Genomic DNA, 18,349 nt, shown 5'->3' with positions numbered 1-18,349 from the left:
TTCAGTAGTGAAACCGGCACTGCGCGATTTCTAACTGCTGATCGGGCAGACTGCCGGATACGCGATAGACCAACCGGTCTTCCAGCGTGATCCGGCGTGACCACCAGCCCTTGAGATCGCCTTTCAGCGGTTCCGGCTTGCCCGTGCCCTTGAATGGGGTGCGCTGACATTCCTTGATCAGATCGTTCACCCGCTGCAACACATTGGGCGCGGTGGCTTGCCAGTGCAGGTAATCTTCCCAGGCTGCATCCGCGAAAACCAGTTTCACGGCTGAATCAGCTCTCGTGTCTGGCCTTTTCCGGCGTCAAGCTGGCCAATGGCGGATTTGAGCCGCGCCGCGTTGCCTGCCGATGAAAGCAGGTGCATCGTTTCTTCGATGGCATTCCAGTCCGCCAGCGAGATCATCACGACCGATTCCGCCTTTTGCCGGGAGATCACAACGGGCGTGCGATCTTCCACCACGCGGTCCATCACGTCCTTCAGATGCGCACGGGTATCGGAATAGCTGATCACGTCCACGGCAAGTCTCCTTGCTGCGTTTATGTACCAAATTTTGTACAAATGCAATCAGATCTGGATCAGCGCAGTCTTGACCTTGCACGATGCGAGATAGGCGTCGCGGCCCAGATCCTTGCCCACGCCCGATTGCTTGAAGCCGCCGGTGGGCAGGATGAAATCGTCCGAGCGGCCATAGCGGTTGACCCATACCGTGCCCGCTTCAAGCTCTCGCACCGCACGCATTGCGCGCGACAGGTCGTTGGTGTGGACGCCTGCGGCAAGGCCATAGGCGGTGCCGTTGGCCAGCGCGATGGCTTCCTCCTCGTCGGCAAAGGACTGCACGGTCAGCACCGGGCCGAAGATTTCGCCCTGCACGGCTTCGCTGTCTGCTGCCACGCCAGCCAGCAGCGTGGGCTGATAGAAGCTGCCCGATTGGGGCGATGTTGCCCGCGCGCCGCCGGTCACCGCTTCTGCCCCGGCAGCACGGGCGCGCTGGACGATGCCGTCAATCTGGGCAAGCTGGCCTTCCGAGATGATCGGCCCCATCGTGGTGCCCTGATCCCATGTCGTGCCCAAGTGGTGCGCTTCGAACGCGGCGGTCAGGCGGTCCACCACTTCATCGCGCACCTTGTCCTGCACCAGCAGGCGCGATCCCGCCACGCAGACCTGCCCGGCGTTGAGCGTGATGGCGCGCGCGACTAGCGCCGATGCCTTGGCCAGATCGGCATCGGCAAAGACCAGTTGCGGGCTTTTTCCGCCAAGTTCCAGTGTCGAAGGCTTTGGTCCCGTTTGGGCGCAGGCGGCCATGATGGCGCGGCCGGTGCGGGTGGAGCCGGTGAAGCTGACCTTGCCCACCGCCGTATGCCGCACCAGTGCATCGCCCACATCCGCGCCGCCGCCCTGAACGACGTTGAACACGCCCGCCGGAAGGCCCGCCGCCACCGCCAGTTCGGCAAGGCGCACCACCGAAAACGGGGTGAGTTCGGATGGCTTGAGCACCACCGCATTGCCCGCCGCCAGCGCGGGGCCGAGCTTCCATGCAGCCATGACCAGCGGCAGGTTCCACGGCGCAATCGCCCCCACCACGCCATAGGGCTGGGTCAGGGTGAAGCCGAGTTTATCAGGCGTGGTCGCGCCGATTTCGCCCCCGTGCTTGTCGGCAAATTCGGCAAAGAAGCGAATGCATTCGGCGGTATAGGGCAAGTCCCAGCTACGGATTTCAGCCAGCGTGCGGCTTGATCCCACAGCTTCCAGCGGGGCGAGGGTATCGGCGTCGGCTTCGATCAGGTCGGCCCACCGGCGCAGCAGGCGCATTCGCCCACGCGGTTCCATCGTGCCCCAACCGCTGGCTTTCTGTGCCAGCGCGGCATTTCCCACCGCATCGGCCAGTTGCTGCATATCGGCGGAGCGCAATTCGCCCAGCATCCCGCCGTCCGATGGGCGCGTGACCATGAAGCTGTGGCCGCGCCCGACAACCGGCATTCCGCCGATGAAATTGGCGGCCAGCGCGGGGCGGATGCTATCGGGATCGAACAGGCTCATCGAAGGTGTTCCGGTTGTGCAGGGGATGCGGCAGTCTATGCCGTGCTTTGCGCAATCGGTGCGGCAATAGGGCGCTATGCGGCGCGATAATGTTCCGAATAAAATGCAAAACCGGCACCTCATGTTGGTGGCGGCTGTTTAGACCCTGAAGCTGCAAAGGGTGCCTTGCGTACCCACTCTCCAGTTTGATCCGGGAGCAACCGATGGCAGTTCAGGACGCGGCGCAGATCGTCATGCGCGACATGACCGGCGAGGATATTCATGCCGCCGCCGAACTCTGCTTCGAACAGCAGTGGCCGCACCGCGAAGAGGACTTGGCGCTGTTCCTGTCCATCGGCGAAGGCGTGGTGGCCGAGGTAGACGGCAAGGTTGTCGGCACGATCATGGGCTGGCGCTTTGGGGAGAGCTTCGCCACGCTGGGCATGGTGATCGTGAGCAAGGCGATGCAGGGCCGTGGCCTTGGGCGCAGGCTGATGGATGCGATGCTCGACCGGTTGCAGGGCCGCACAGTGATCCTGAATGCCACCGAGGAAGGCCTGCCGCTCTATCGCAAGCTGGGCTTCGTTGAGCTCGGCACGGTGTGCCAGCATCAGGCCATCGCGCCCGCGCAACCGCTGGTCCAGCTCCGGCCCGGGGAGCGCGTGCGCCCGATGGGGGCCGCCGATGGTGCTGCATTGGAAGCGCTTTATGCGGCGGCTGCCGGCATGGATCGCAAGGCAGTGCTCGATGCCTTTCAGGCCGAGGGGCAAACGGTGGTGCTGTGCCGCGAACATGAACAGACCGGCTTTGCCGTGCTGCGCCGCTTCGGGCGCGGCTGGGCCATAGCGCCAGTCGTCGCGCCCGATCTGACCGGCGCGCAGGCGCTGATCGCGCATTGGTTGGGCACGCAATCGGGCAGCTTCTGCCGCATCGACATTCCCGAAAGCAGCGGCCTTGGCCCTTGGCTGGAAGAGCTGGGGCTGCCCGAAGTGGGCCGCGTGACGATGATGGCGCATGGCGCTGCGCCGGTGCCGGGCGATGCGGCGCAAGTCTTTGCCATTGCAGCACAGGCACTGGGGTGAACATGCTGAACCTGAATGACCCCACCCTGCTGCGGCAGGCCGCGCTGATTGACGGTGCATGGATCGCGGGCACTTTGCCCACGCTGGACGTTACCAATCCTGCCACGGGCAATGTGATCGGTACCGTGCCTGATTGCGGCGCAGAGGAAGCCGACGCAGCGATTGCTGCTGCGCAAGCCGCATGGCCCGAATGGCGTCGCCGGACCGCGAACGAACGCGCTGCGCTGCTCGAAGCATGGCACGCGCTGGTGCTGGCCAATCTCGATGATCTTGCCCGGATCATGACCGCCGAACAGGGCAAGCCACTGGCTGAGGCGCAGGGCGAAGTGCGCTATGCCGCCACGTTCATCAAATGGTTTGCCGAAGAAGGCCGCCGTGTGGGTGGGCGCAACGTGCCATCGCCAGAGCGGGACCGCCGCATCATCGTGATGACCGAACCGGTCGGCGTTTCCGCCGCGATCACGCCGTGGAACTTCCCCGCCGCAATGATCACCCGCAAATGCGCGCCCGCGCTGGCCGCGGGGTGCCCCGTGGTGATCAAGCCTTCGGAAATGACGCCGTTCACAGCGCTGGCGCTGGTCGAACTGGCGATGCGCGCAGGCTTCCCCAAGGGCACGATAAATCTGCTCACCGGGATGCCGCAGGCCATCGGCGCGGCGATCACCGCCAGTCCGGTGGTGCGCAAGCTCTCGTTCACCGGCTCTACCCGCGTGGGTGCGCTGCTGATGCGGCAGAGCGCGGATACGATCAAACGCCTCAGCCTTGAACTTGGCGGCAATGCGCCGCTGATCGTGTTCGACGATGCCGACCTTGATCTGGCGGTGAAGGCGGCGATGGCATCGAAGTTCCGTAACGCTGGCCAGACCTGCGTCTGCGCCAACCGCATCCTCGTGCACGCGCCGGTCTATGACGAATTTGCCGCGCGGCTGGGCGCGGCTGTCTCGGCGCTCAATGTGGGCAATGGCATGGACGCCGATGCCACCACCGGCCCGCTCATCAACCGGGCGGCGGTCGATAAAGTTTCGGCCCATGTCGAGGATGCGATTGCGCGGGGCGGCAAAGTGCTGTTCTCCGGCAAGGGCCGCGAAGGCGACAATTTCCTGCGTCCGCTGGTGATCGGTGAAGCCAATGCAGACATGCGCCTCGCTTCGGAGGAAACCTTCGGTCCGGTCGCCCCGCTGTTCCGGTTCGAGACGGAGGATGAGGCTTTGGCGCTGGCCAACGATACGCCTTATGGCCTTGCCAGCTACTTCTACACATCCGGCCTCGACCGCGCGTTTCGCGTGGCGGAGGCGCTGGAGGCGGGCATGATCGCGCTCAACACCGGGTCCATCGCGATGGAAATGGCCCCGTTCGGCGGGATCAAGCAATCGGGCCTTGGCCGCGAAGGCGGGACGCTGGGCATCGAGGAATATCTGGAAACCAAGGCCTTCCACATCGGCGGCCTGAAGATCTGACGTTGGGGGCACAGATGAGCAGCAACACTTTGGGCAACACCCGCAAGCACACCATCGCGGTCATCCCCGGCGACGGCATCGGCAAGGAAGTCATGCCCGAAGGGATGCGCGTGCTGGAAAAGGCCGCCGCACTCTATGGCTTCGAGATCGAGCAGAAGTGGCACGATTTCGCCTGTTGCGATTACTATGCGCGCCACGGCAAGATGATGCCGGACAACTGGAAGGAAGAGATCGGCCGCCCCGATGCGATCTTCTTCGGCGCGGTGGGCTGGCCCGATACGGTGCCCGATCACATCTCGCTGTGGGGTTCTCTGCTGCAATTCCGCCGCGAATACGATCAGTACGTGAACTTGCGCCCCGTCCGCCTGATGCCGGGCGTGCCATGCCCGCTGGTGGGCCGGGAACCTGGCGATATCGATTTCTGGGTGGTGCGTGAGAATACCGAGGGTGAATATTCCTCTGTTGGCGGCATCATGTTCCCCAATACCGACCGCGAAGTGGTGATTCAGGAAACGGTGATGACGCGCGTGGGCGTGGACCGCGTGCTGCGCTATGCCTTCGACCTTGCGCAGAAGCGCGAGCGGAAGCACCTGACCAGCGCCACCAAGTCGAACGGCATCGCCATCACGATGCCCTATTGGGACCAGCGCGTCGAAGCCATCGGCGCAGAATATCCCGACGTGACCCACGACAAGTATCACATCGATATCCTGACCGCGCAGTTCGTGCTGAACCCGGATCGCTTCGATGTGGTGGTCGGATCGAACCTGTTCGGCGATATCCTTTCCGATCTTGGCCCGGCCTGCACCGGCACCATCGGCGTTGCGCCATCGGGCAATATCAACCCCGAAGGCACGCACCCTTCGCTGTTCGAACCGGTCCACGGTTCCGCCCCCGATATCGCCGGGCAGAACATCGCCAACCCGGTCGGCCAGATATGGTCCGCCGCGATGATGCTCGAACATCTGGGCGAAGCAGAAGCTGCCGCCGCCATCATGCGCGCGGTGGAACAGGTTCTCGCCACGCCATCTGCCCGCACGCGCGATCTGAAAGGCGCGGCCAGCACCGATGCTTGCGGCAAGGCCATTGCCGAGGCGCTGGGCTGATGATCAAAAAGGGCGCGGCATAATATGCTGCGCCCACCGGCCTGAATGCGGCCCAACCACCCTTCGTCCCCCACATTCGGCCAAACCCGCTCTTGCCGCCGGCCTAGGCTCGCTTCATTGATACACCAATGGACGAGCCTGCGATGAACGCCCTTTCACCTGCGCTGACCAACCGCTCGCTGGTCGATATCGACCGCGATCACCTGATCCACTCGGTCACCTCGTTCCGTGGGCACGAACAGCACGGCGCGATCGTGCTGGAATCGGGCAAGGGCATGTGGCTGACCGATGCCGAAGGCAATCGCGTGCTCGATGCCTTTGCGGGCCTGTGGTGCGTCAACGTCGGCTATGGGCAGGATTGCATCGTTGAAGTGGCGGCAGAGCAGATGCGCCGCCTGCCCTATGCCACCGGCTATTTCCACTTCGCCAGCGAACCGGCCATCCGCCTTGCCGGAGAGTTGACCGCCGCCGCGCCCGATGGCCTTGATCACGTGTTCTTCACGCAGGGCGGGTCTGATGCGGTGGACAGCGCCATCCGTTATATCGTTCACTACTGGAACGCTGCCGGAAAGCCCGACAAGAAGCACTTCATCGCGCTGGAATGGGGCTATCACGGATCGAGCAGCCTTGGCGCTGGCCTTACCGCGCTGGGCAATTTCCACCGAAATTTCGATCTGCCGCGTCCGTGGCAGCACCACATCGCCTCGCCCTATCCCTATCGCCACCCCGAAGGCGATAACGACGCGGCGGTGATCGCCTCCACCGTCGCCGCGCTGGAAGCGAAAGTGGCGGAACTGGGCGCGGACAACGTGGCAGCGTTCTGCTGCGAGCCGATCCAGGGGTCGGGCGGGGTGATCGTGCCGCCGCGCGGCTGGCTGAAAGCGCTGCGCGAAGCCTGCACCCGCCTTGGCATTCTGATGCTGGTGGATGAAGTGATCACCGGCTTTGGCCGCACCGGCCCGCTTTTCGCCTGCGAGGACGAAGGCGTTTCGCCCGATTTCATGACGACGGCCAAGGGCCTGACCGCCGGATACATTCCGATGGGCGCGATGTTCATGGCCGATCACGTTTATCAGACCATCGCCGATGGCGCATCGCCCGCACTGCCTATCGGCCACGGCCAGACCTATTCCGGCCACCCCGTTGCCGCCGCCGTGGCGCTGGAAGTGCTGCGGCTCTACCGCGAAGGCGGTCTGCTGGAAAATGGCCGCAAGACCGGGGAACGGTTCGCCCAGCACATGGAACGCATCAAGGCGCATCCGCTGGTGGGCGATGTGCGCTATCGCGGGCTTCTCGGTGCCATCGAACTCACGCCCAACAAGGCGACGAAGGCCGTGTTCGATCCGGCGCTTGATATCGGCGGCAGGCTTTCGAAGCTGACTTATGGCAACGGCGTCATCGTCCGCTGCTTTGCCAACGCCGTGCTGGGCTTCGCGCCCGCGCTGTGCTGCACGCTGGAGGAGATGGACATGATCTTCGATCGGGTGGAACGTTCGCTCGACCAGTTGCTCGAACAGCCTGACATTCGCGCGGCCCTTGCGGCTGGCGTCGCCTGATACTGACGGGGGAACAAACGCCATGCTGCCCGGACCCAAGCTCGACAGGATTGACCTCAAGATCCTCGCCAAGCTCCAGCAGGAGGGGCGGATCACCAACGTGGAACTGGCCGATGCGGTCGGCCTTTCACCCAGCCCCTGTCTGACGCGGGTAAAGCGGCTGGAAAAGGCGGGCTACATCACCGGCTATGGCGCGCATATCAACCTCAACAAGCTGGGCGAATTCCTCACGGTCTTCACCGAAGTCACGCTCAGCGAACATCGCCGGGGGGATTTTTCCCGCTTCGAAAGCCGCATCGTGAAGATCGACGAGATCGTGGAATGCCACCTTGTTTCAGGTGGTTACGATTACCTGCTGAAATTCGTGGCGCGCGGCGTTTCGCACTACCAGTCGATCATCGAAGGGATGCTGGAAAGCGATTACGGCATCGAGAAATACTTCTCCTACGTCGTGATCAAATCGCCGTTCATCAAGCATCATTTCCCGATCCAGAACCTCTTCGGCCAGACCCACACCTGACATGACCGATATTGCAGACCTGTTGCCCGATCTCGTCGCGCTGCGCCGCGATATCCACGCGCACCCCGAACTCGGCTTTTGCGAACACCGCACGGCGGCACGGATTGCCGAAGAACTGCGCGCGCTGGGGATCGAGGTTCACGAAGGCATCGGCACCACTGGCCTTGTCGGCGTGCTGAAAGGCAGGCGGGAAGGCACCCGCAGCGTGGGTCTGCGCGCCGATATGGACGCGCTGCCGATTCACGAACAGACAAACCTGCCCTGGGCCAGCAAGACCCCCGGCACTTTCCACGGCTGCGGTCACGATGGCCATGTGGCCATGCTGCTGGGCGCGGCGCGGGTGCTGTCGGCGGACCTCGATTTTGCCGGGACCGTGAACTTCATCTTCCAGCCCGCCGAAGAAGGGCAGGGCGGCGCGCGCGTGATGATCGAGGAAGGCCTGTTCGACCGCTTCCCCTGTGATCGCGTCTATGCCCTGCACAACTGGCCCGGCCTGCCTGCAGGCACGATCAGCACCCGCCCCGGCGCGATCATGGGCGCGGCAGACAAGTTCCGCATTACCGTCACCGGCAAGGGCGGCCACGCTGCCATCCCGCAGGACAGCCCCGACGCCATCCTCGCCGCTGCATCGCTGGTCCAGCAATTGAACACCATCGTATCGCGCGCGGTGCCGCCTTATGCAGCGGCAGTTCTTTCGATCACTGAAATCCACGGCGGCCACGCGCACAACGTGATCCCGGCAGAGGTCATGGTCGGCGGCACCGTCCGCACTTTCGACCCGGCGGTTCAGGACCGCATCGAAGAGCGTATGCGCGCCATGCTGAAAGGCATCGAAGCCAGCTTTGAAGTGCAATGCACGCTGGACTATGACCGCTATTATCCCGCCACGATCAACGATCCGCTAGCTGCTGCGGACGCGCTGGAAGTGGCCGCCACGGTTGGAAAAGCCGAACTCGCCCCCGAACCCGCGCCCACATCCGAAGACTTCTCGTTCATGCTGCAACAGCGCTCCGGCGCCTATATCTGGCTTGGCCAAGGCACCGCAGACCACGCGGCCCCGCTCCACAACCCGCACTACGATTTCAACGATACGGTGATGGAAACCGGCGTGCGCCTGCACGTTGCGCTGGCTCGACATTGGCTAACTTAAAATTCCTCCCCATTTTTCCGCAGGACAAATGGGGAGGGGGACCGCCAGCGAAGCTGGTGGTGGAGGGGTAAAAGCCAGAACCCCTCCGTCAGTCATCTGCGGCGACTGCCACCTCCCCGTTTGTGCATTCGCAAAAACAGGGAGGATCAGCAGTTCCTCAAAACCACATCCGCACTCCAACCACCGCGCTAACCTGCGAAGCCTGCTCCCCATCCGCACGTGCCAGTCGTGCCGTTTCGCCCAGCTTGCGTTCCCAGTGGACGCCCACATAGGGCGCAAATTCCCGCGCGAATTCATACCGCACCCGCGCGCCCAGTTCGACCTTCTCGAACCCTGCGCCAATGCCCAGTTCGGGCACGTCCTGTGCTGCCGCGTCGATCTCCACCGAAGGTTGCAAGATCAGCCGCTGGCTCAGCCGCATGTCGTGTTCGGCCTCAAGCCGGAAATGCACGTCACCCTTGGTTGAAACGAAAGCGTGCGCGCCCACTTCGAACCAATAGGGGGCAAGCCCTTCGATACCGATCACGCCATAGGTGCGGTCCGGCCCAGCCCCAAAATCCTGCCGCGCGCCCAGTTCGAAATTCCACCACGGATCGATGGCCCGCCGCCATGCTGCGCGCACTTCGCCGGTTTCCAGGGATTCGCCAAATGCGCCTTCGCCCTCGGTTTCAAACGAAAGCCGGTCGATATCGCCGCCCACCCAGCCCATGATCTGCCATGCATAGCCATCCTTGCCATTGCGCGGGCGGTATTCCAGCCGGTCGGCAATCAAGGCGTTGCCGAAGAACGCGCCTTCCTTGGCCAGATCGGCGCGGGCCTGCGCCATGCGCTGCTTGTCCCAGAACTGGTCGGCGGGATGGTCGGTCGGCACCGGCGGCGGGGGAGCGTTGCCGACTTCGCTGTCCGACACGGTGGCCGGCATCGCGTGCCCGGCATGAAGGTCTGCGCTCTCGGCCTGCGGCATCTGCTGTGCCGAATGGTCCATCTGGCCCATGTCGTGCCCGGCGTGCGGATCGGCTTCCTGCGCCAGTGCAGGCGCGGACATCAGCAGCGCCGCTCCGGCGAAAAACACCGCCTTCATGCCGCATCTCCCGCCGCGCGAACAGTCACCACGCGCATCATCCCGGCGTGCATGTGCAGCAGCATGTGGCAATGAAATGCCCAGTCTCCTTCCGCATCCGCCGTCAGATCGAAACTGGCCTTGCCGCCGGGCAGGACATTCACCGTATGCTTGCGCGGCCGGTTGCCCGGCTCGCCCGTCACCAGTTCGAAGAAGTGGCCGTGCAGGTGGATGGGGTGCGGCATCATCGTGTGGTTGATCAGGTTCACCCGCACCCGCTCCCCGGTGCGGAACGGGATCGGCTGCGCGCCGCCGGAAATCGTCTCGCCATCGATGGACCACATGTAGCGTTCCATGTTGGCGGTCAGGTTCACGTCGATCTGGCGGCTGGGCGTGCGCGGATCGGGATTGGGTTTGCGCGAACGCAGGTCGGCATAAGTCAGCACGCGGTGGTCCACGTCCTCAAGGCCTGTCGGCCTGTCGGCCAGGCGGTCTGCCGGCATCGGCGATATCGTCGCCACGCCCGGTCCCGGCTTGACGCCGGGGGCCAGCGAAAGGTCGCGCATTTTCATGGAGTGGCCCTCCATGCTTTCGTTCGCGGGCTGGGACAGATCGATCTCGCCGCCGGTGCCCATATCCATCCCGCTCATGTCCATGCCCATGTCGCGCATGGTCAGAATCGGACGTGCCCGGCGCGGCGGGATGGCGCCTGCCATGCCGATTTGCGGGGCAAGCGTTGCGCGCACCATGCCCGAACGGTCGATAGCTTCCGCGATGATGCCAAATGCGGCGTTTTCAGCGGGTTGCACGATCACGTCATAGGTCTCGGCAATGCCGATCTGGAATTCGTCGGTCTCCACCGGCTGCACATCGCAACCGTCGGCGGCCACCACCGTCATCGGCAAGCCGGGAATGCGGACGTTGAAGTTGGTCATCGACGAGGAATTGATGATCCGCAACTTTACCCGCTCGCCGGGGCGGAACAGCGCGGTCCAATTGGCGGCGGAATCATGCCCGTTGATGACATAGGAATATGTCGCGCCGGTCACGTCCGAAATATCGGTCGCATCCATGCGCATCTTCGCCCATTCGAGGCGGTCCTTGAGGCTTTGATCCTTGCCTTTCAGCAGCCCGCCCACGGTCTGCCGCTGCCAGTTGTAATAGCCGCCCATCGTCTTGAGATTGCTGAGTTGTTTGTGCGGATCGACCGGGCTCCAGTCAGCCAGCATCAGCACATATTCGCGGTCGAACGGGGCGGCGGCATCAGGCTCTGCCGGGTCGATCACGATGGGGCCGTAAAGCCCGACGGCCTCCTGCATTCCCGAATGCGAATGATACCAGAACGTGCCGGAATGGAGGATTGGGAATTCATAAATGAACGTCTCGCCCGGATCGATGCCGGGGAAGGACAGGCCGGGCACGCCGTCCATCTGGAACGGCACGAGCAATCCGTGCCAGTGGATGGAACTCTGTTCTTTCAAGGTGTTGGTCACCGCGATCCGCACCCGCTGGCCTTCGCGCAGGCGGATCAGCGGGGCGGGGATGGAACCGTTGACGGCCACCGCGGCGGCTGAGCGGTCACCCACGGCGAACTTCGCCGCGCCAATGCTCAAGGCAATGTTATCGCCCGATAAAGTGCCGCCCGAATTGCGACCCGCCATAGCTCCGGCATGGCGCGCATGGCCACCGTGACCAGATTGCGCCCATGCGGGAAAAAGCGGCGTTGCAGCGAGCGAGCCTGCTCCGGCAAGGAGGCGGCGGCGATTGAGGAGAAGCGTCTTGTCCATTGCCTGCTGATACGCAGCAAACGGCGCTATCCCTCAAGAATTTCCGACAATTTCTGCCGTGCGCGGTATATGCGCGTTTCGACGGCTTTCTCCGAAATGCCAAGAACTTGGCCTGCTTCCGCCATGCTCATCCCTTCAAGACGGCACAGGATCAGCGGGTCTTTGAGGTTGGCGGGAAGGGCGGAGACGGCGGCGGAAATCCGCGCCAGTTCGCGCGCAGAAATGGCTGCGGATTCAGGGTCTTGCCCTTCGTCTGCGATGTGGACGGCATCGTCGAGCGGCTTGGCCATGCGGAACAGGCGGCGCACCGCGCGGCGACGTGCCCAATCGCGACATTTGTTGATGACGATGCGCAGCAGCCACGCGCGAAACGGGCGGTCGGGATCGAACCTGTTCAGCGAAGCGAAGGCGGAGATGAACGCTTCCTGGGTCACGTCCATCGCCTCACCCTCATCGCCGGTGTGATGGCGGGCGACGCGGTAAACCGCCTCGCGATGGCGCGCCATCAATTCGCGGAAAGAGGGCTGGTGCTGCCCAAGCGCGCGCAGGACCAGTTCGCGGTCTGTTGCGGGCGCCTTGGGGTCGGTCATGTGCGTCTAGGTGCTGTTAGGTGCATCTAGGTGTTGTTCGGACTTGTCAGCGCACGCGCGATTTCCTGGTCGAAAATTGCCTGTTGCGAAGGGGTTAGCACGCTGCGCATGGCAAAGACGTGCGCCAGTGTTGCTTTCTGCAATTCCCCCATCGCCATATGCGAAGCATCGACCGCTGCGCCCACTTTCGGGCCGATCTGCTGCTCGGCCTCAATCGCCTGCGCCAGCGCGATGTTGGATGCCCGAAGCTGCGCGTCGAGTGCCTTGCGTCGGTTGGAAAAGTCCTTCTCCAACTGGTCGATCCTGGTCTGCTGTTCCGCTGTCAGATCGAGCCGGTCATGCATCAACTGGTGCAATTCGCTGCCATGCCGGGCGGGCACAAGCCCTCGCGCAAAGTGGCTGGCAGCAAGAGCCACGGCGGCGGAAAGAACCGCGACGAGGATATGGCGCAGAGCGGGGGCCATCAATCTGCCAGCAGGTGCGATGGTGCCGATTGCGGCACGCCGAACAGCGGTTCTGCCTGAGCCGGAGCGGCGGGGGCGATGGCCCCCACAATGCCCACCATCGCCGCCACGCCCAGCGCCAGCACCATGCCGCGCCGCGCTGTGGCTTGTTCACGCTGCCGGGCAAGGCCTTGGAAAACGTCGCTTTCCAGCGTCGAGAAAGCCGGGGGGGCTTTGGCGGCAAGCGCGCCGAGAAGATCGTCGATGTCTGCCATCGCGGACTGGGTTCCCTTGTTGCAGGCAGTTCTATTACGCGCGGCTTGGGCAAATCCCTCAAGATAAAATTTCGCTGCAGGTTGAGGGATCGGCCTGCGCCTTGCGTAAACCCGTCAAGATCCCAAGCCGAAAGGACTTTTCCCATGCGCCGTCTCGCCCTTCTTGCCGCTCCGCTCCTGCTCGCACTGCCCGGCACGGCCTTTGCCCATCCCAAGCTGGTGTCCTCGACCCCGGCGGCCAACACCGCAGTGGCCAAGCCCACCACGCTGTCGCTGACCTTTTCCGAAGATCTGGTCGGGCCGCTTTCGGGCATTGAGCTGGTGATGACCGGAATGCCCGGCATGGCCAACCACGCACCGATGCCGATCAAGGGCTTCAAGAGCGAAACCAAGGGCAAGGTTCTGACCGTGAAACTGCCGCGCGCCCTGCCTGCCGGAACCTATAACCTGAAGTGGCACGCGGTGGCGGGTGACCAGCACCGCATCGAAGGGCAGTACGCCTTTACCGTCCGCTAAGCCTTTGGAAACGGGGGCACTCATCGCGGCGCGAGCGGTGGCGTATATTGCGCTGCTGCTTGTGGCCGGGCTGCCGTTGCAGGCGCTGGCTGCCGGGCGTGCGCTTTCTGGCCGGATGCGGGGGGCGCTTGGCGTACTGGCGCTGATGGCCGGGGCAGCTTCTGTCTGGTGGGCGCTGGAAAGCGTTGCCGCGATGGCCGGGGTGCCGCTGGCCGAACTCGATCAGTCGACCGCCGAGGCCGTGCTGGCCGCAACGCCGCTGGGTGCCGTCATGGAATGGCGACTGACTGCGTTGGCCAGTGTGATCATTGCCGCAATCGTGCCGCTGAAAGTGCTGCGCGCGCCGGTGATGGCGCTGGCAGGCGCGGTGGCGCTCTGCTCGATGGCGCTGACCGGCCATGCCGGGGCGAGCGAATGGGCACTGCACCGTTGGGCCGATGGGCTGCACCTGATCGCGGCGGCGCTGTGGATCGGGGCGCTTGTTGCGTTTTTGGCTGATGCGCTGTTCGGCAAGGCAGATGTTGAAGCGCTAGCGCGCTTTGCACGGACCGGTAGCGTGGTGGTGGCGGTGCTGGTGCTGACCGGTGCGGTCAACACGTTGGCCATCGCCGGATTGCCGCCGGTCTGGCAGAGTGGTTGGACGCTGTTGCTGGCGGTGAAGATCGCGCTTTTCGGCCTGATGCTGGCGCTGGCGGCGGGCAATCGCTGGCGCATCGTGCCTGGGCTGGTGCGTGGCGAGCCAGGGGCGGAAGCGCGCCTGCGGCGTTCCTTGTTGCTGGAGCTTGCAGCGGGAGTGGGGGTAGTGGCCGTGGTCGCCATACTCGGCGTGCTCGATCCCGCAGCTTGAGGCCAATTGGCAACAAAGAATTCCCGCATGGACGCTTGACCCACCACGGCATTCGCTTAGCTCTCTTGCCAATGCAATCCGTATGGGAGAGTGCGAATGTTCAGCCATGTGATGGTGGGCGCCGACGATATCGACGCTGCCAAGACGTTTTACGACGCCACGTTCAAGGCTTTTGGCGGGCCGGAAGCGATTACCGATCCCAAAGGGCGGCTGATCTATCAGCACAATGGCGGGATGTTCATCGTGACCAAGCCGATCAATGGCGATCCTGCCTGCGGTGCGAATGGCGGCACCATCGGTTTCCGCATGAAGCCCGAACAGGCAGATGCCTGGTACGAAGCTGGCGTGGCTGCTGGCGGCACGGCGTGCGAAGATCCGCCGGGACCGCGTGAAGGTTCGCCCTACTACCTCGCCTATCTGCGCGATCCTGCGGGCAACAAGCTGTGCGCATTGGACATTATCGCCTGATGACACTGGAAACGGTTTCGACTTCGAAAGCGCACCGCGGCACGCTGGGTGTCTACAAGCACGAGTCCACGTCGACCGGGACAGGAATGACCTTTTCGGTTTTCCTGCCCCCTCAGGCGGCGGAAGCGGGTGCGAAGCTGCCGGTGCTGGTCTACCTTTCGGGCCTCACCTGCACCCACGCCAACGTGACCGACAAGGGCGAATATCGGAAGGCCTGCACTGACCTCGGCATCGTTTTTGTTGCGCCGGACACAAGCCCGCGCGGTGAAGGCGTGGCCGATGATGCGGATGCGGCCTATGATTTCGGGCTGGGCGCGGGCTTTTATGTGAACGCCACGCAGGAACCCTTCGCGCAGCATTACCGCATGTGGGACTATATCGCCGAAGAACTGCCCGCGCTGCTGGGGGCGAACTTCCCGGTCGATCTGGATCGCATGGGCATCACCGGCCATTCGATGGGCGGGCACGGAGCGCTGACGCTGGGGCTGACCTATCCAGATAAGTTCAAGTCACTGTCCGCCTTTGCGCCGATCGTGGCGCCGGGGCAGGTGCCGTGGGGTCACAAGGCGCTGGGCGGATATCTGGGTGATGACCGGGCAGCATGGCGCAAGCATGATGCTGTGGCGCTGATCGAGGATGGCAAGCGGCCCGCAGGCGCTGTGCTGGTGGATCAGGGCGAGGCGGACGGGTTCCTTGCCGAACAGCTTCGGCCAGAACTGCTGGATGCGGTGTGCAAGGCGGCGGGTGTGGACCTGACGCTGCGGTTACAGCCGGGCTATGACCACAGCTACAATTTCATCTCGACCTTCATGGATGACCATATCCGCTGGCACGCGGAGCGGTTGTAGGTTCTGAACAACTTCGTCATTCCCGCGCAGGCGGGAATCCAGTGAGATGAAGGCCGTCGCATTGCGGCGACTTTCTTGTACGCTGGCCCCCCGCCTGCGCGGGGGTGACGAATGTGAGAGGTAATAGGCCGCTCCGTCATTCGCTGGTGCGAATGCCACTTCCTCGTTTGCGCTTCGCGAAAACAGGGAGGATTTTTCTATGCTTACCGCACGTCCTTCGACACCGCATCCAGCACGCCGTTGACGAACTTCGCCTCGCGCTCTTCGAAAAAGGCGTGCGCGACATCTACATATTCGGTGATGACGGTGGCGACGGGCACGTCCTTGCGGGCGAGCAGTTCGTAGGAACCGGCGCGCAGGATTTGCAGCATGGTCTTGTCGAGCCGCGCAAGCGACCAGCCTTTGGCCAGCTTGGCCGAGAGCAGAAGGTCTATCTCGTTGCGGCGGGCGTCCGTGCCTTTGACCAGATCGTCGAAGAAAGGCACGTCGGCCTTCATGTATTCGACGTCCTCGATCTCTGCGCCCAGACGGTGCTGGTGGAACTCGTCCAGCAGCAGATGCAACTGGGTTTGCTCCATGTCGATCTGGTAGAGCGCCTGCACGGCAGCGAGGCGCGAGGCGGCGCGGGCCTTGCCTGAAATCTGGGTCATATGCCGAGCCTCAGTTCGATGGAGCGGGCGTGGGCGGCAAGGCCTTCCGCCTCGGCAAGGGCGATGGCGGCAGGGCCGACGGCGGCAAGCGCCGCGTCGGAAGCCGCGATGAAGCTGGTGCGTTTCATGAAATCCAGAACGGAGAGGCCCGACGAGAAGCGCGCGCGGCGCCCGGTGGGCAGGACGTGGTTTGGGCCGGCGACGTAATCGCCAACGGCTTCGGGAGTCATCCGGCCGAGGAAGACCGATCCGGCGTGGCGGATGCGGTCGAACAGGACTTGCGGATCGTCGGTGGCGATTTCGACGTGTTCGGCGGCGAGCGCATTGGCGAGCGCGGGTGCTTCATCCAGCGAATCGACGACGATGATTACGCCGTGATTGTCCCAGCTTGCCTTGGCGACCTTGGCCGTGGGCAGCATGGCGATTTCGACGCCGACCATATCCGCAACCATATCGGCAAAGGCCGCATCGTCGGTAATCAGGATAGACTGCGCGACGGGATCGTGTTCGGCCTGGCTGAGCAGATCGGCGGCGATCCACTGCGGATCGTTGTTCCTGTCGGCAATCACGAGGATTTCGGACGGCCCGGCGACCATATCGATGCCGACCACGCCGAAAAGCTGTCGCTTGGCTTCGGCTACCCATGCGTTGCCGGGGCCGGTGATCACGTCGACCGGTTTGATCCGCTTTGTGCCATAGGCAAGCGCTGCTACGGCCTGTGCACCGCCGACGCGCCACACTTCGTCAGCGCCGGCAAGATGCGCGGCGGCGAGGACCAGCGGGTTTGCCTCACCCTTTGGCGTGGGGGTGACGACGACGAGGCGTTCGACGCCCGCGACTTTGGCCGGGATGGCGTTCATCAGCAGCGATGAGGGGTAGGCGGCGCGGCCACCGGGCACGTACAGCCCCGCGCCATCGACTGCGCGCCAGCGCGCGCCGAGGCGCATTCCGCTGGCGTCGGTGTAGTCACGATCTTCGGGCAGTTGCGCGGCGTGATATTCGCGGATGCGCTGGGCGGCGAGTTCCAGCGCGGCGCGAAGGTCTGGCTGGAGCGCGTCGAAGGCTTCGCGGCAGGCCTCCGGGCTGATGCGCCATGCGTCTTCGACTGGCGCGTGGCCATCGAACTTGGCGGTATATTCCGCCAGAGCCTCATCACCGCGCAGGCGCACGTCTTCGATGATGGTCTGTACGTCGCGCGCGACGTTCTCGTCGCTTTCGCGGCGGTCCTTTACCAGACGGGCAAAAGCGCGCGCGAAATCGGGATCGCTGGATTTGAGGCGAAGCATCAGGCGGCCTGCCTTTCTGTAGCGAGCGCGCGGAAAGCGTCGACCAGCGCGCCGAGGCGGGCGCTGTCGGTCTTTAAGGCGGCGCGATTGACGATCAGGCGGGCCGAAACCGGCAGGATCTGGCTCGTTTCCACAAGGCCGTTCTCCTTCAGCGTGCGGCCGGTGGAGACGAGATCGACGATGCGACTGGCAAGACCCAGCGAGGGCGCGAGTTCCATCGCGCCATTCAGCTTCACCACCTCTGCCTGCACGCCCAGCTTTTCGAAGTGGCGGCGGGTGAGGTTGGGGTATTTGGTGGCAACGCGGGCATGGCTTTCGCGCGCGTTGGCCCCGCTTTCGACCATCGTGACCGGCTCTGCCACCGACAGGCGGCAGTGGCCGATGTTGAGATCGACCGGCGCGTAGAGGTCTGCGTAGTCGAATTCGTCGATCACATCGGACCCGACCACGCCTGCGTGCGCCGCACCGTGGGCCACGAATGTCGCCACATCGAATGCTCGCACGCGGATGAGCTTTACATCGGGCCGGTTGGTGGCGAAGGAGAGGGCGCGCGAGGCCTTGTTGAAGAAATCGGCTTCGGGCACGATACCGGCTTTCTCGAGCAGAGGCAGGGCCTCTTCAAGAATGCGGCCCTTGGGCAGGGCGAAGACGAGCGGTGCGGCGGTTGTCATAACCCGCCGCCCTTATGG

The 18,349-nt window shown here is 63.8% G+C and carries 21 protein-coding genes; 10 read left to right on the top strand and 11 right to left on the bottom strand.

The window, feature by feature from the left end; genetic code table 11:
• Position 1: 1 nt before the first annotated feature.
• From HGI47_RS15620 to HGI47_RS15610, 3 genes are read right to left on the bottom strand one after another with little or no spacing between them, the layout of a single operon-like run.
• Positions 2-268 (bottom strand): Txe/YoeB family addiction module toxin, encoded by a 267-nt coding sequence (locus tag HGI47_RS15620; protein ID WP_168853693.1) that lies wholly within the window; start codon positions 266-268, stop codon positions 2-4.
• The gene (locus HGI47_RS15615) at positions 265-519 is read right to left on the bottom strand and encodes a type II toxin-antitoxin system prevent-host-death family antitoxin (RefSeq protein ID WP_168853692.1); all 255 of its coding nucleotides are present in this window, start codon (positions 517-519) and stop codon (positions 265-267) included. The genes HGI47_RS15620 and HGI47_RS15615 overlap by 4 nt, the downstream gene beginning before the upstream one ends.
• Before the next feature lie 48 nt (positions 520-567).
• Positions 568-2,040: an aldehyde dehydrogenase gene (locus HGI47_RS15610; protein WP_168853691.1), complete on the bottom strand. Its 1,473-nt coding sequence runs from the start codon at positions 2,038-2,040 to the stop codon at positions 568-570.
• A 203-nt stretch (positions 2,041-2,243) separates the two neighbouring features.
• On the opposite strand from HGI47_RS15610, the gene HGI47_RS15605 reads away from it, so the two are divergent.
• From HGI47_RS15605 to HGI47_RS15580, 6 genes are all read left to right on the top strand, one after another.
• Complete coding sequence (locus HGI47_RS15605; RefSeq protein ID WP_168853690.1) at positions 2,244-3,101, top strand: GNAT family N-acetyltransferase; 858 nt, start codon at positions 2,244-2,246, stop codon at positions 3,099-3,101.
• A 2-nt stretch (positions 3,102-3,103) separates the two neighbouring features.
• Positions 3,104-4,558, top strand: coding sequence for an NAD-dependent succinate-semialdehyde dehydrogenase (locus HGI47_RS15600; protein WP_168853689.1), 1,455 nt, complete (start codon positions 3,104-3,106; stop codon positions 4,556-4,558).
• 14 nt (positions 4,559-4,572) lie between these two features.
• On the top strand, positions 4,573-5,664 hold the full coding sequence (locus HGI47_RS15595) for a tartrate dehydrogenase (protein ID WP_168853688.1): 1,092 nt from the start codon (positions 4,573-4,575) through the stop codon (positions 5,662-5,664).
• Between the two features lie 128 nt (positions 5,665-5,792).
• Positions 5,793-7,220, top strand: a complete 1,428-nt coding sequence (locus tag HGI47_RS15590; RefSeq protein WP_240950220.1) for an aspartate aminotransferase family protein — start codon at positions 5,793-5,795, stop codon at positions 7,218-7,220.
• A 22-nt stretch (positions 7,221-7,242) separates the two neighbouring features.
• Positions 7,243-7,740: an Lrp/AsnC family transcriptional regulator gene (locus HGI47_RS15585; protein WP_168853687.1), complete on the top strand. Its 498-nt coding sequence runs from the start codon at positions 7,243-7,245 to the stop codon at positions 7,738-7,740.
• A gap of 1 nt (position 7,741) precedes the next feature.
• Positions 7,742-8,890, top strand: a complete 1,149-nt coding sequence (locus HGI47_RS15580) for a M20 aminoacylase family protein (protein WP_168853686.1) — start codon at positions 7,742-7,744, stop codon at positions 8,888-8,890.
• A gap of 157 nt (positions 8,891-9,047) precedes the next feature.
• On the opposite strand, the gene HGI47_RS15575 is transcribed toward HGI47_RS15580, so the two are convergent.
• Genes HGI47_RS15575 through HGI47_RS15555 form a run of 5 tightly spaced genes read right to left on the bottom strand, consistent with a single transcriptional unit; the run spans position 9,048 to position 13,045 of the window.
• The gene (locus HGI47_RS15575; RefSeq protein ID WP_168853685.1) at positions 9,048-9,971 is read right to left on the bottom strand and encodes a copper resistance protein B; all 924 of its coding nucleotides are present in this window, start codon (positions 9,969-9,971) and stop codon (positions 9,048-9,050) included.
• On the bottom strand, positions 9,968-11,737 hold the full coding sequence (locus HGI47_RS15570) for a copper resistance system multicopper oxidase (protein WP_168853684.1): 1,770 nt from the start codon (positions 11,735-11,737) through the stop codon (positions 9,968-9,970). Before HGI47_RS15570 ends, HGI47_RS15575 begins: the two co-directional genes overlap by 4 nt.
• 26 nt (positions 11,738-11,763) lie before the next feature.
• Positions 11,764-12,327 (bottom strand): RNA polymerase sigma factor, encoded by a 564-nt coding sequence (locus HGI47_RS15565; protein ID WP_168853683.1) that lies wholly within the window; start codon positions 12,325-12,327, stop codon positions 11,764-11,766.
• 26 nt (positions 12,328-12,353) lie between these two features.
• Positions 12,354-12,791, bottom strand: coding sequence for a Spy/CpxP family protein refolding chaperone (locus HGI47_RS15560; RefSeq protein WP_168853682.1), 438 nt, complete (start codon positions 12,789-12,791; stop codon positions 12,354-12,356).
• Complete coding sequence (locus HGI47_RS15555) at positions 12,791-13,045, bottom strand: hypothetical protein (protein WP_168853681.1); 255 nt, start codon at positions 13,043-13,045, stop codon at positions 12,791-12,793. Before HGI47_RS15555 ends, HGI47_RS15560 begins: the two co-directional genes overlap by 1 nt.
• Before the next feature lie 144 nt (positions 13,046-13,189).
• On the opposite strand from HGI47_RS15555, the gene copC reads away from it, so the two are divergent.
• The 4 genes from copC to fghA all read left to right on the top strand — a co-directional run bounded on the left by copC (position 13,190) and on the right by fghA (position 15,724).
• Positions 13,190-13,561, top strand: coding sequence for a copper homeostasis periplasmic binding protein CopC (gene copC, locus HGI47_RS15550; RefSeq protein ID WP_168853680.1), 372 nt, complete (start codon positions 13,190-13,192; stop codon positions 13,559-13,561).
• A 37-nt stretch (positions 13,562-13,598) separates the two neighbouring features.
• On the top strand, positions 13,599-14,408 hold the full coding sequence (locus HGI47_RS23125) for a CopD family protein (protein WP_168853679.1): 810 nt from the start codon (positions 13,599-13,601) through the stop codon (positions 14,406-14,408).
• Between the two features lie 96 nt (positions 14,409-14,504).
• Positions 14,505-14,876: a VOC family protein gene (locus HGI47_RS15540; protein WP_168853678.1), complete on the top strand. Its 372-nt coding sequence runs from the start codon at positions 14,505-14,507 to the stop codon at positions 14,874-14,876.
• Positions 14,876-15,724 carry an S-formylglutathione hydrolase gene (fghA, locus tag HGI47_RS15535; RefSeq protein WP_206066228.1) on the top strand — a complete coding sequence of 283 codons (849 nt, stop codon included), beginning with the start codon at positions 14,876-14,878 and terminating at the stop codon, positions 15,722-15,724. Before HGI47_RS15540 ends, fghA begins: the two co-directional genes overlap by 1 nt.
• A gap of 203 nt (positions 15,725-15,927) precedes the next feature.
• Here the strand turns inward: fghA and nusB are convergent, their stop codons facing one another.
• From nusB to hisG, 3 genes are read right to left on the bottom strand one after another with little or no spacing between them, the layout of a single operon-like run.
• Complete coding sequence (gene nusB, locus HGI47_RS15530) at positions 15,928-16,374, bottom strand: transcription antitermination factor NusB (protein ID WP_168853677.1); 447 nt, start codon at positions 16,372-16,374, stop codon at positions 15,928-15,930.
• Entirely contained in the window at positions 16,371-17,660 is a 1,290-nt protein-coding gene (gene hisD / locus HGI47_RS15525; RefSeq protein WP_168853676.1) for a histidinol dehydrogenase, read from the bottom strand. Before hisD ends, nusB begins: the two co-directional genes overlap by 4 nt.
• Positions 17,660-18,331, bottom strand: a complete 672-nt coding sequence (gene hisG, locus HGI47_RS15520; RefSeq protein ID WP_168853675.1) for an ATP phosphoribosyltransferase — start codon at positions 18,329-18,331, stop codon at positions 17,660-17,662. The genes hisD and hisG overlap by 1 nt, the downstream gene beginning before the upstream one ends.
• Positions 18,332-18,349: the final 18 nt, after the last annotated feature.

Origin of the sequence: Novosphingobium sp. ERN07 (assembly GCF_012641335.1) — a bacterium.
Taxonomy (GTDB): Bacteria; Pseudomonadota; Alphaproteobacteria; order Sphingomonadales; family Sphingomonadaceae; genus Novosphingobium.
The sequence above is the reverse complement of the archived record's forward strand: the minus strand, read 5'-3'. Positions and strand labels throughout refer to the sequence as shown.

What these genes read in the sequence shown, in the direction of transcription:
- hisD (WP_168853676.1), bottom strand. Translation starts at nt 17,660, where the DNA reads ATGCTTCGCCTCAAATCCAGCGATCCCGATTTCGCGCGCGCTTTTGCC.
- HGI47_RS15560 (WP_168853682.1), bottom strand. Translation starts at nt 12,791, where the DNA reads ATGGCCCCCGCTCTGCGCCATATCCTCGTCGCGGTTCTTTCCGCCGCC.
- HGI47_RS15540 (WP_168853678.1), top strand. Translation starts at nt 14,505, where the DNA reads ATGTTCAGCCATGTGATGGTGGGCGCCGACGATATCGACGCTGCCAAG.
- HGI47_RS15585 (WP_168853687.1), top strand. Translation starts at nt 7,243, where the DNA reads ATGCTGCCCGGACCCAAGCTCGACAGGATTGACCTCAAGATCCTCGCC.
- HGI47_RS15580 (WP_168853686.1), top strand. Translation starts at nt 7,742, where the DNA reads ATGACCGATATTGCAGACCTGTTGCCCGATCTCGTCGCGCTGCGCCGC.
- copC (WP_168853680.1), top strand. Translation starts at nt 13,190, where the DNA reads ATGCGCCGTCTCGCCCTTCTTGCCGCTCCGCTCCTGCTCGCACTGCCC.
- hisG (WP_168853675.1), bottom strand. Translation starts at nt 18,331, where the DNA reads ATGACAACCGCCGCACCGCTCGTCTTCGCCCTGCCCAAGGGCCGCATT.
- HGI47_RS15565 (WP_168853683.1), bottom strand. Translation starts at nt 12,327, where the DNA reads ATGACCGACCCCAAGGCGCCCGCAACAGACCGCGAACTGGTCCTGCGC.
- HGI47_RS15605 (WP_168853690.1), top strand. Translation starts at nt 2,244, where the DNA reads ATGGCAGTTCAGGACGCGGCGCAGATCGTCATGCGCGACATGACCGGC.
- fghA (WP_206066228.1), top strand. Translation starts at nt 14,876, where the DNA reads ATGACACTGGAAACGGTTTCGACTTCGAAAGCGCACCGCGGCACGCTG.
- HGI47_RS15600 (WP_168853689.1), top strand. Translation starts at nt 3,104, where the DNA reads ATGCTGAACCTGAATGACCCCACCCTGCTGCGGCAGGCCGCGCTGATT.
- HGI47_RS15555 (WP_168853681.1), bottom strand. Translation starts at nt 13,045, where the DNA reads ATGGCAGACATCGACGATCTTCTCGGCGCGCTTGCCGCCAAAGCCCCC.
- HGI47_RS15570 (WP_168853684.1), bottom strand. Translation starts at nt 11,737, where the DNA reads ATGGACAAGACGCTTCTCCTCAATCGCCGCCGCCTCCTTGCCGGAGCA.
- nusB (WP_168853677.1), bottom strand. Translation starts at nt 16,374, where the DNA reads ATGACCCAGATTTCAGGCAAGGCCCGCGCCGCCTCGCGCCTCGCTGCC.
- HGI47_RS15575 (WP_168853685.1), bottom strand. Translation starts at nt 9,971, where the DNA reads ATGAAGGCGGTGTTTTTCGCCGGAGCGGCGCTGCTGATGTCCGCGCCT.
- HGI47_RS15595 (WP_168853688.1), top strand. Translation starts at nt 4,573, where the DNA reads ATGAGCAGCAACACTTTGGGCAACACCCGCAAGCACACCATCGCGGTC.
- HGI47_RS15610 (WP_168853691.1), bottom strand. Translation starts at nt 2,040, where the DNA reads ATGAGCCTGTTCGATCCCGATAGCATCCGCCCCGCGCTGGCCGCCAAT.
- HGI47_RS15590 (WP_240950220.1), top strand. Translation starts at nt 5,793, where the DNA reads ATGGACGAGCCTGCGATGAACGCCCTTTCACCTGCGCTGACCAACCGC.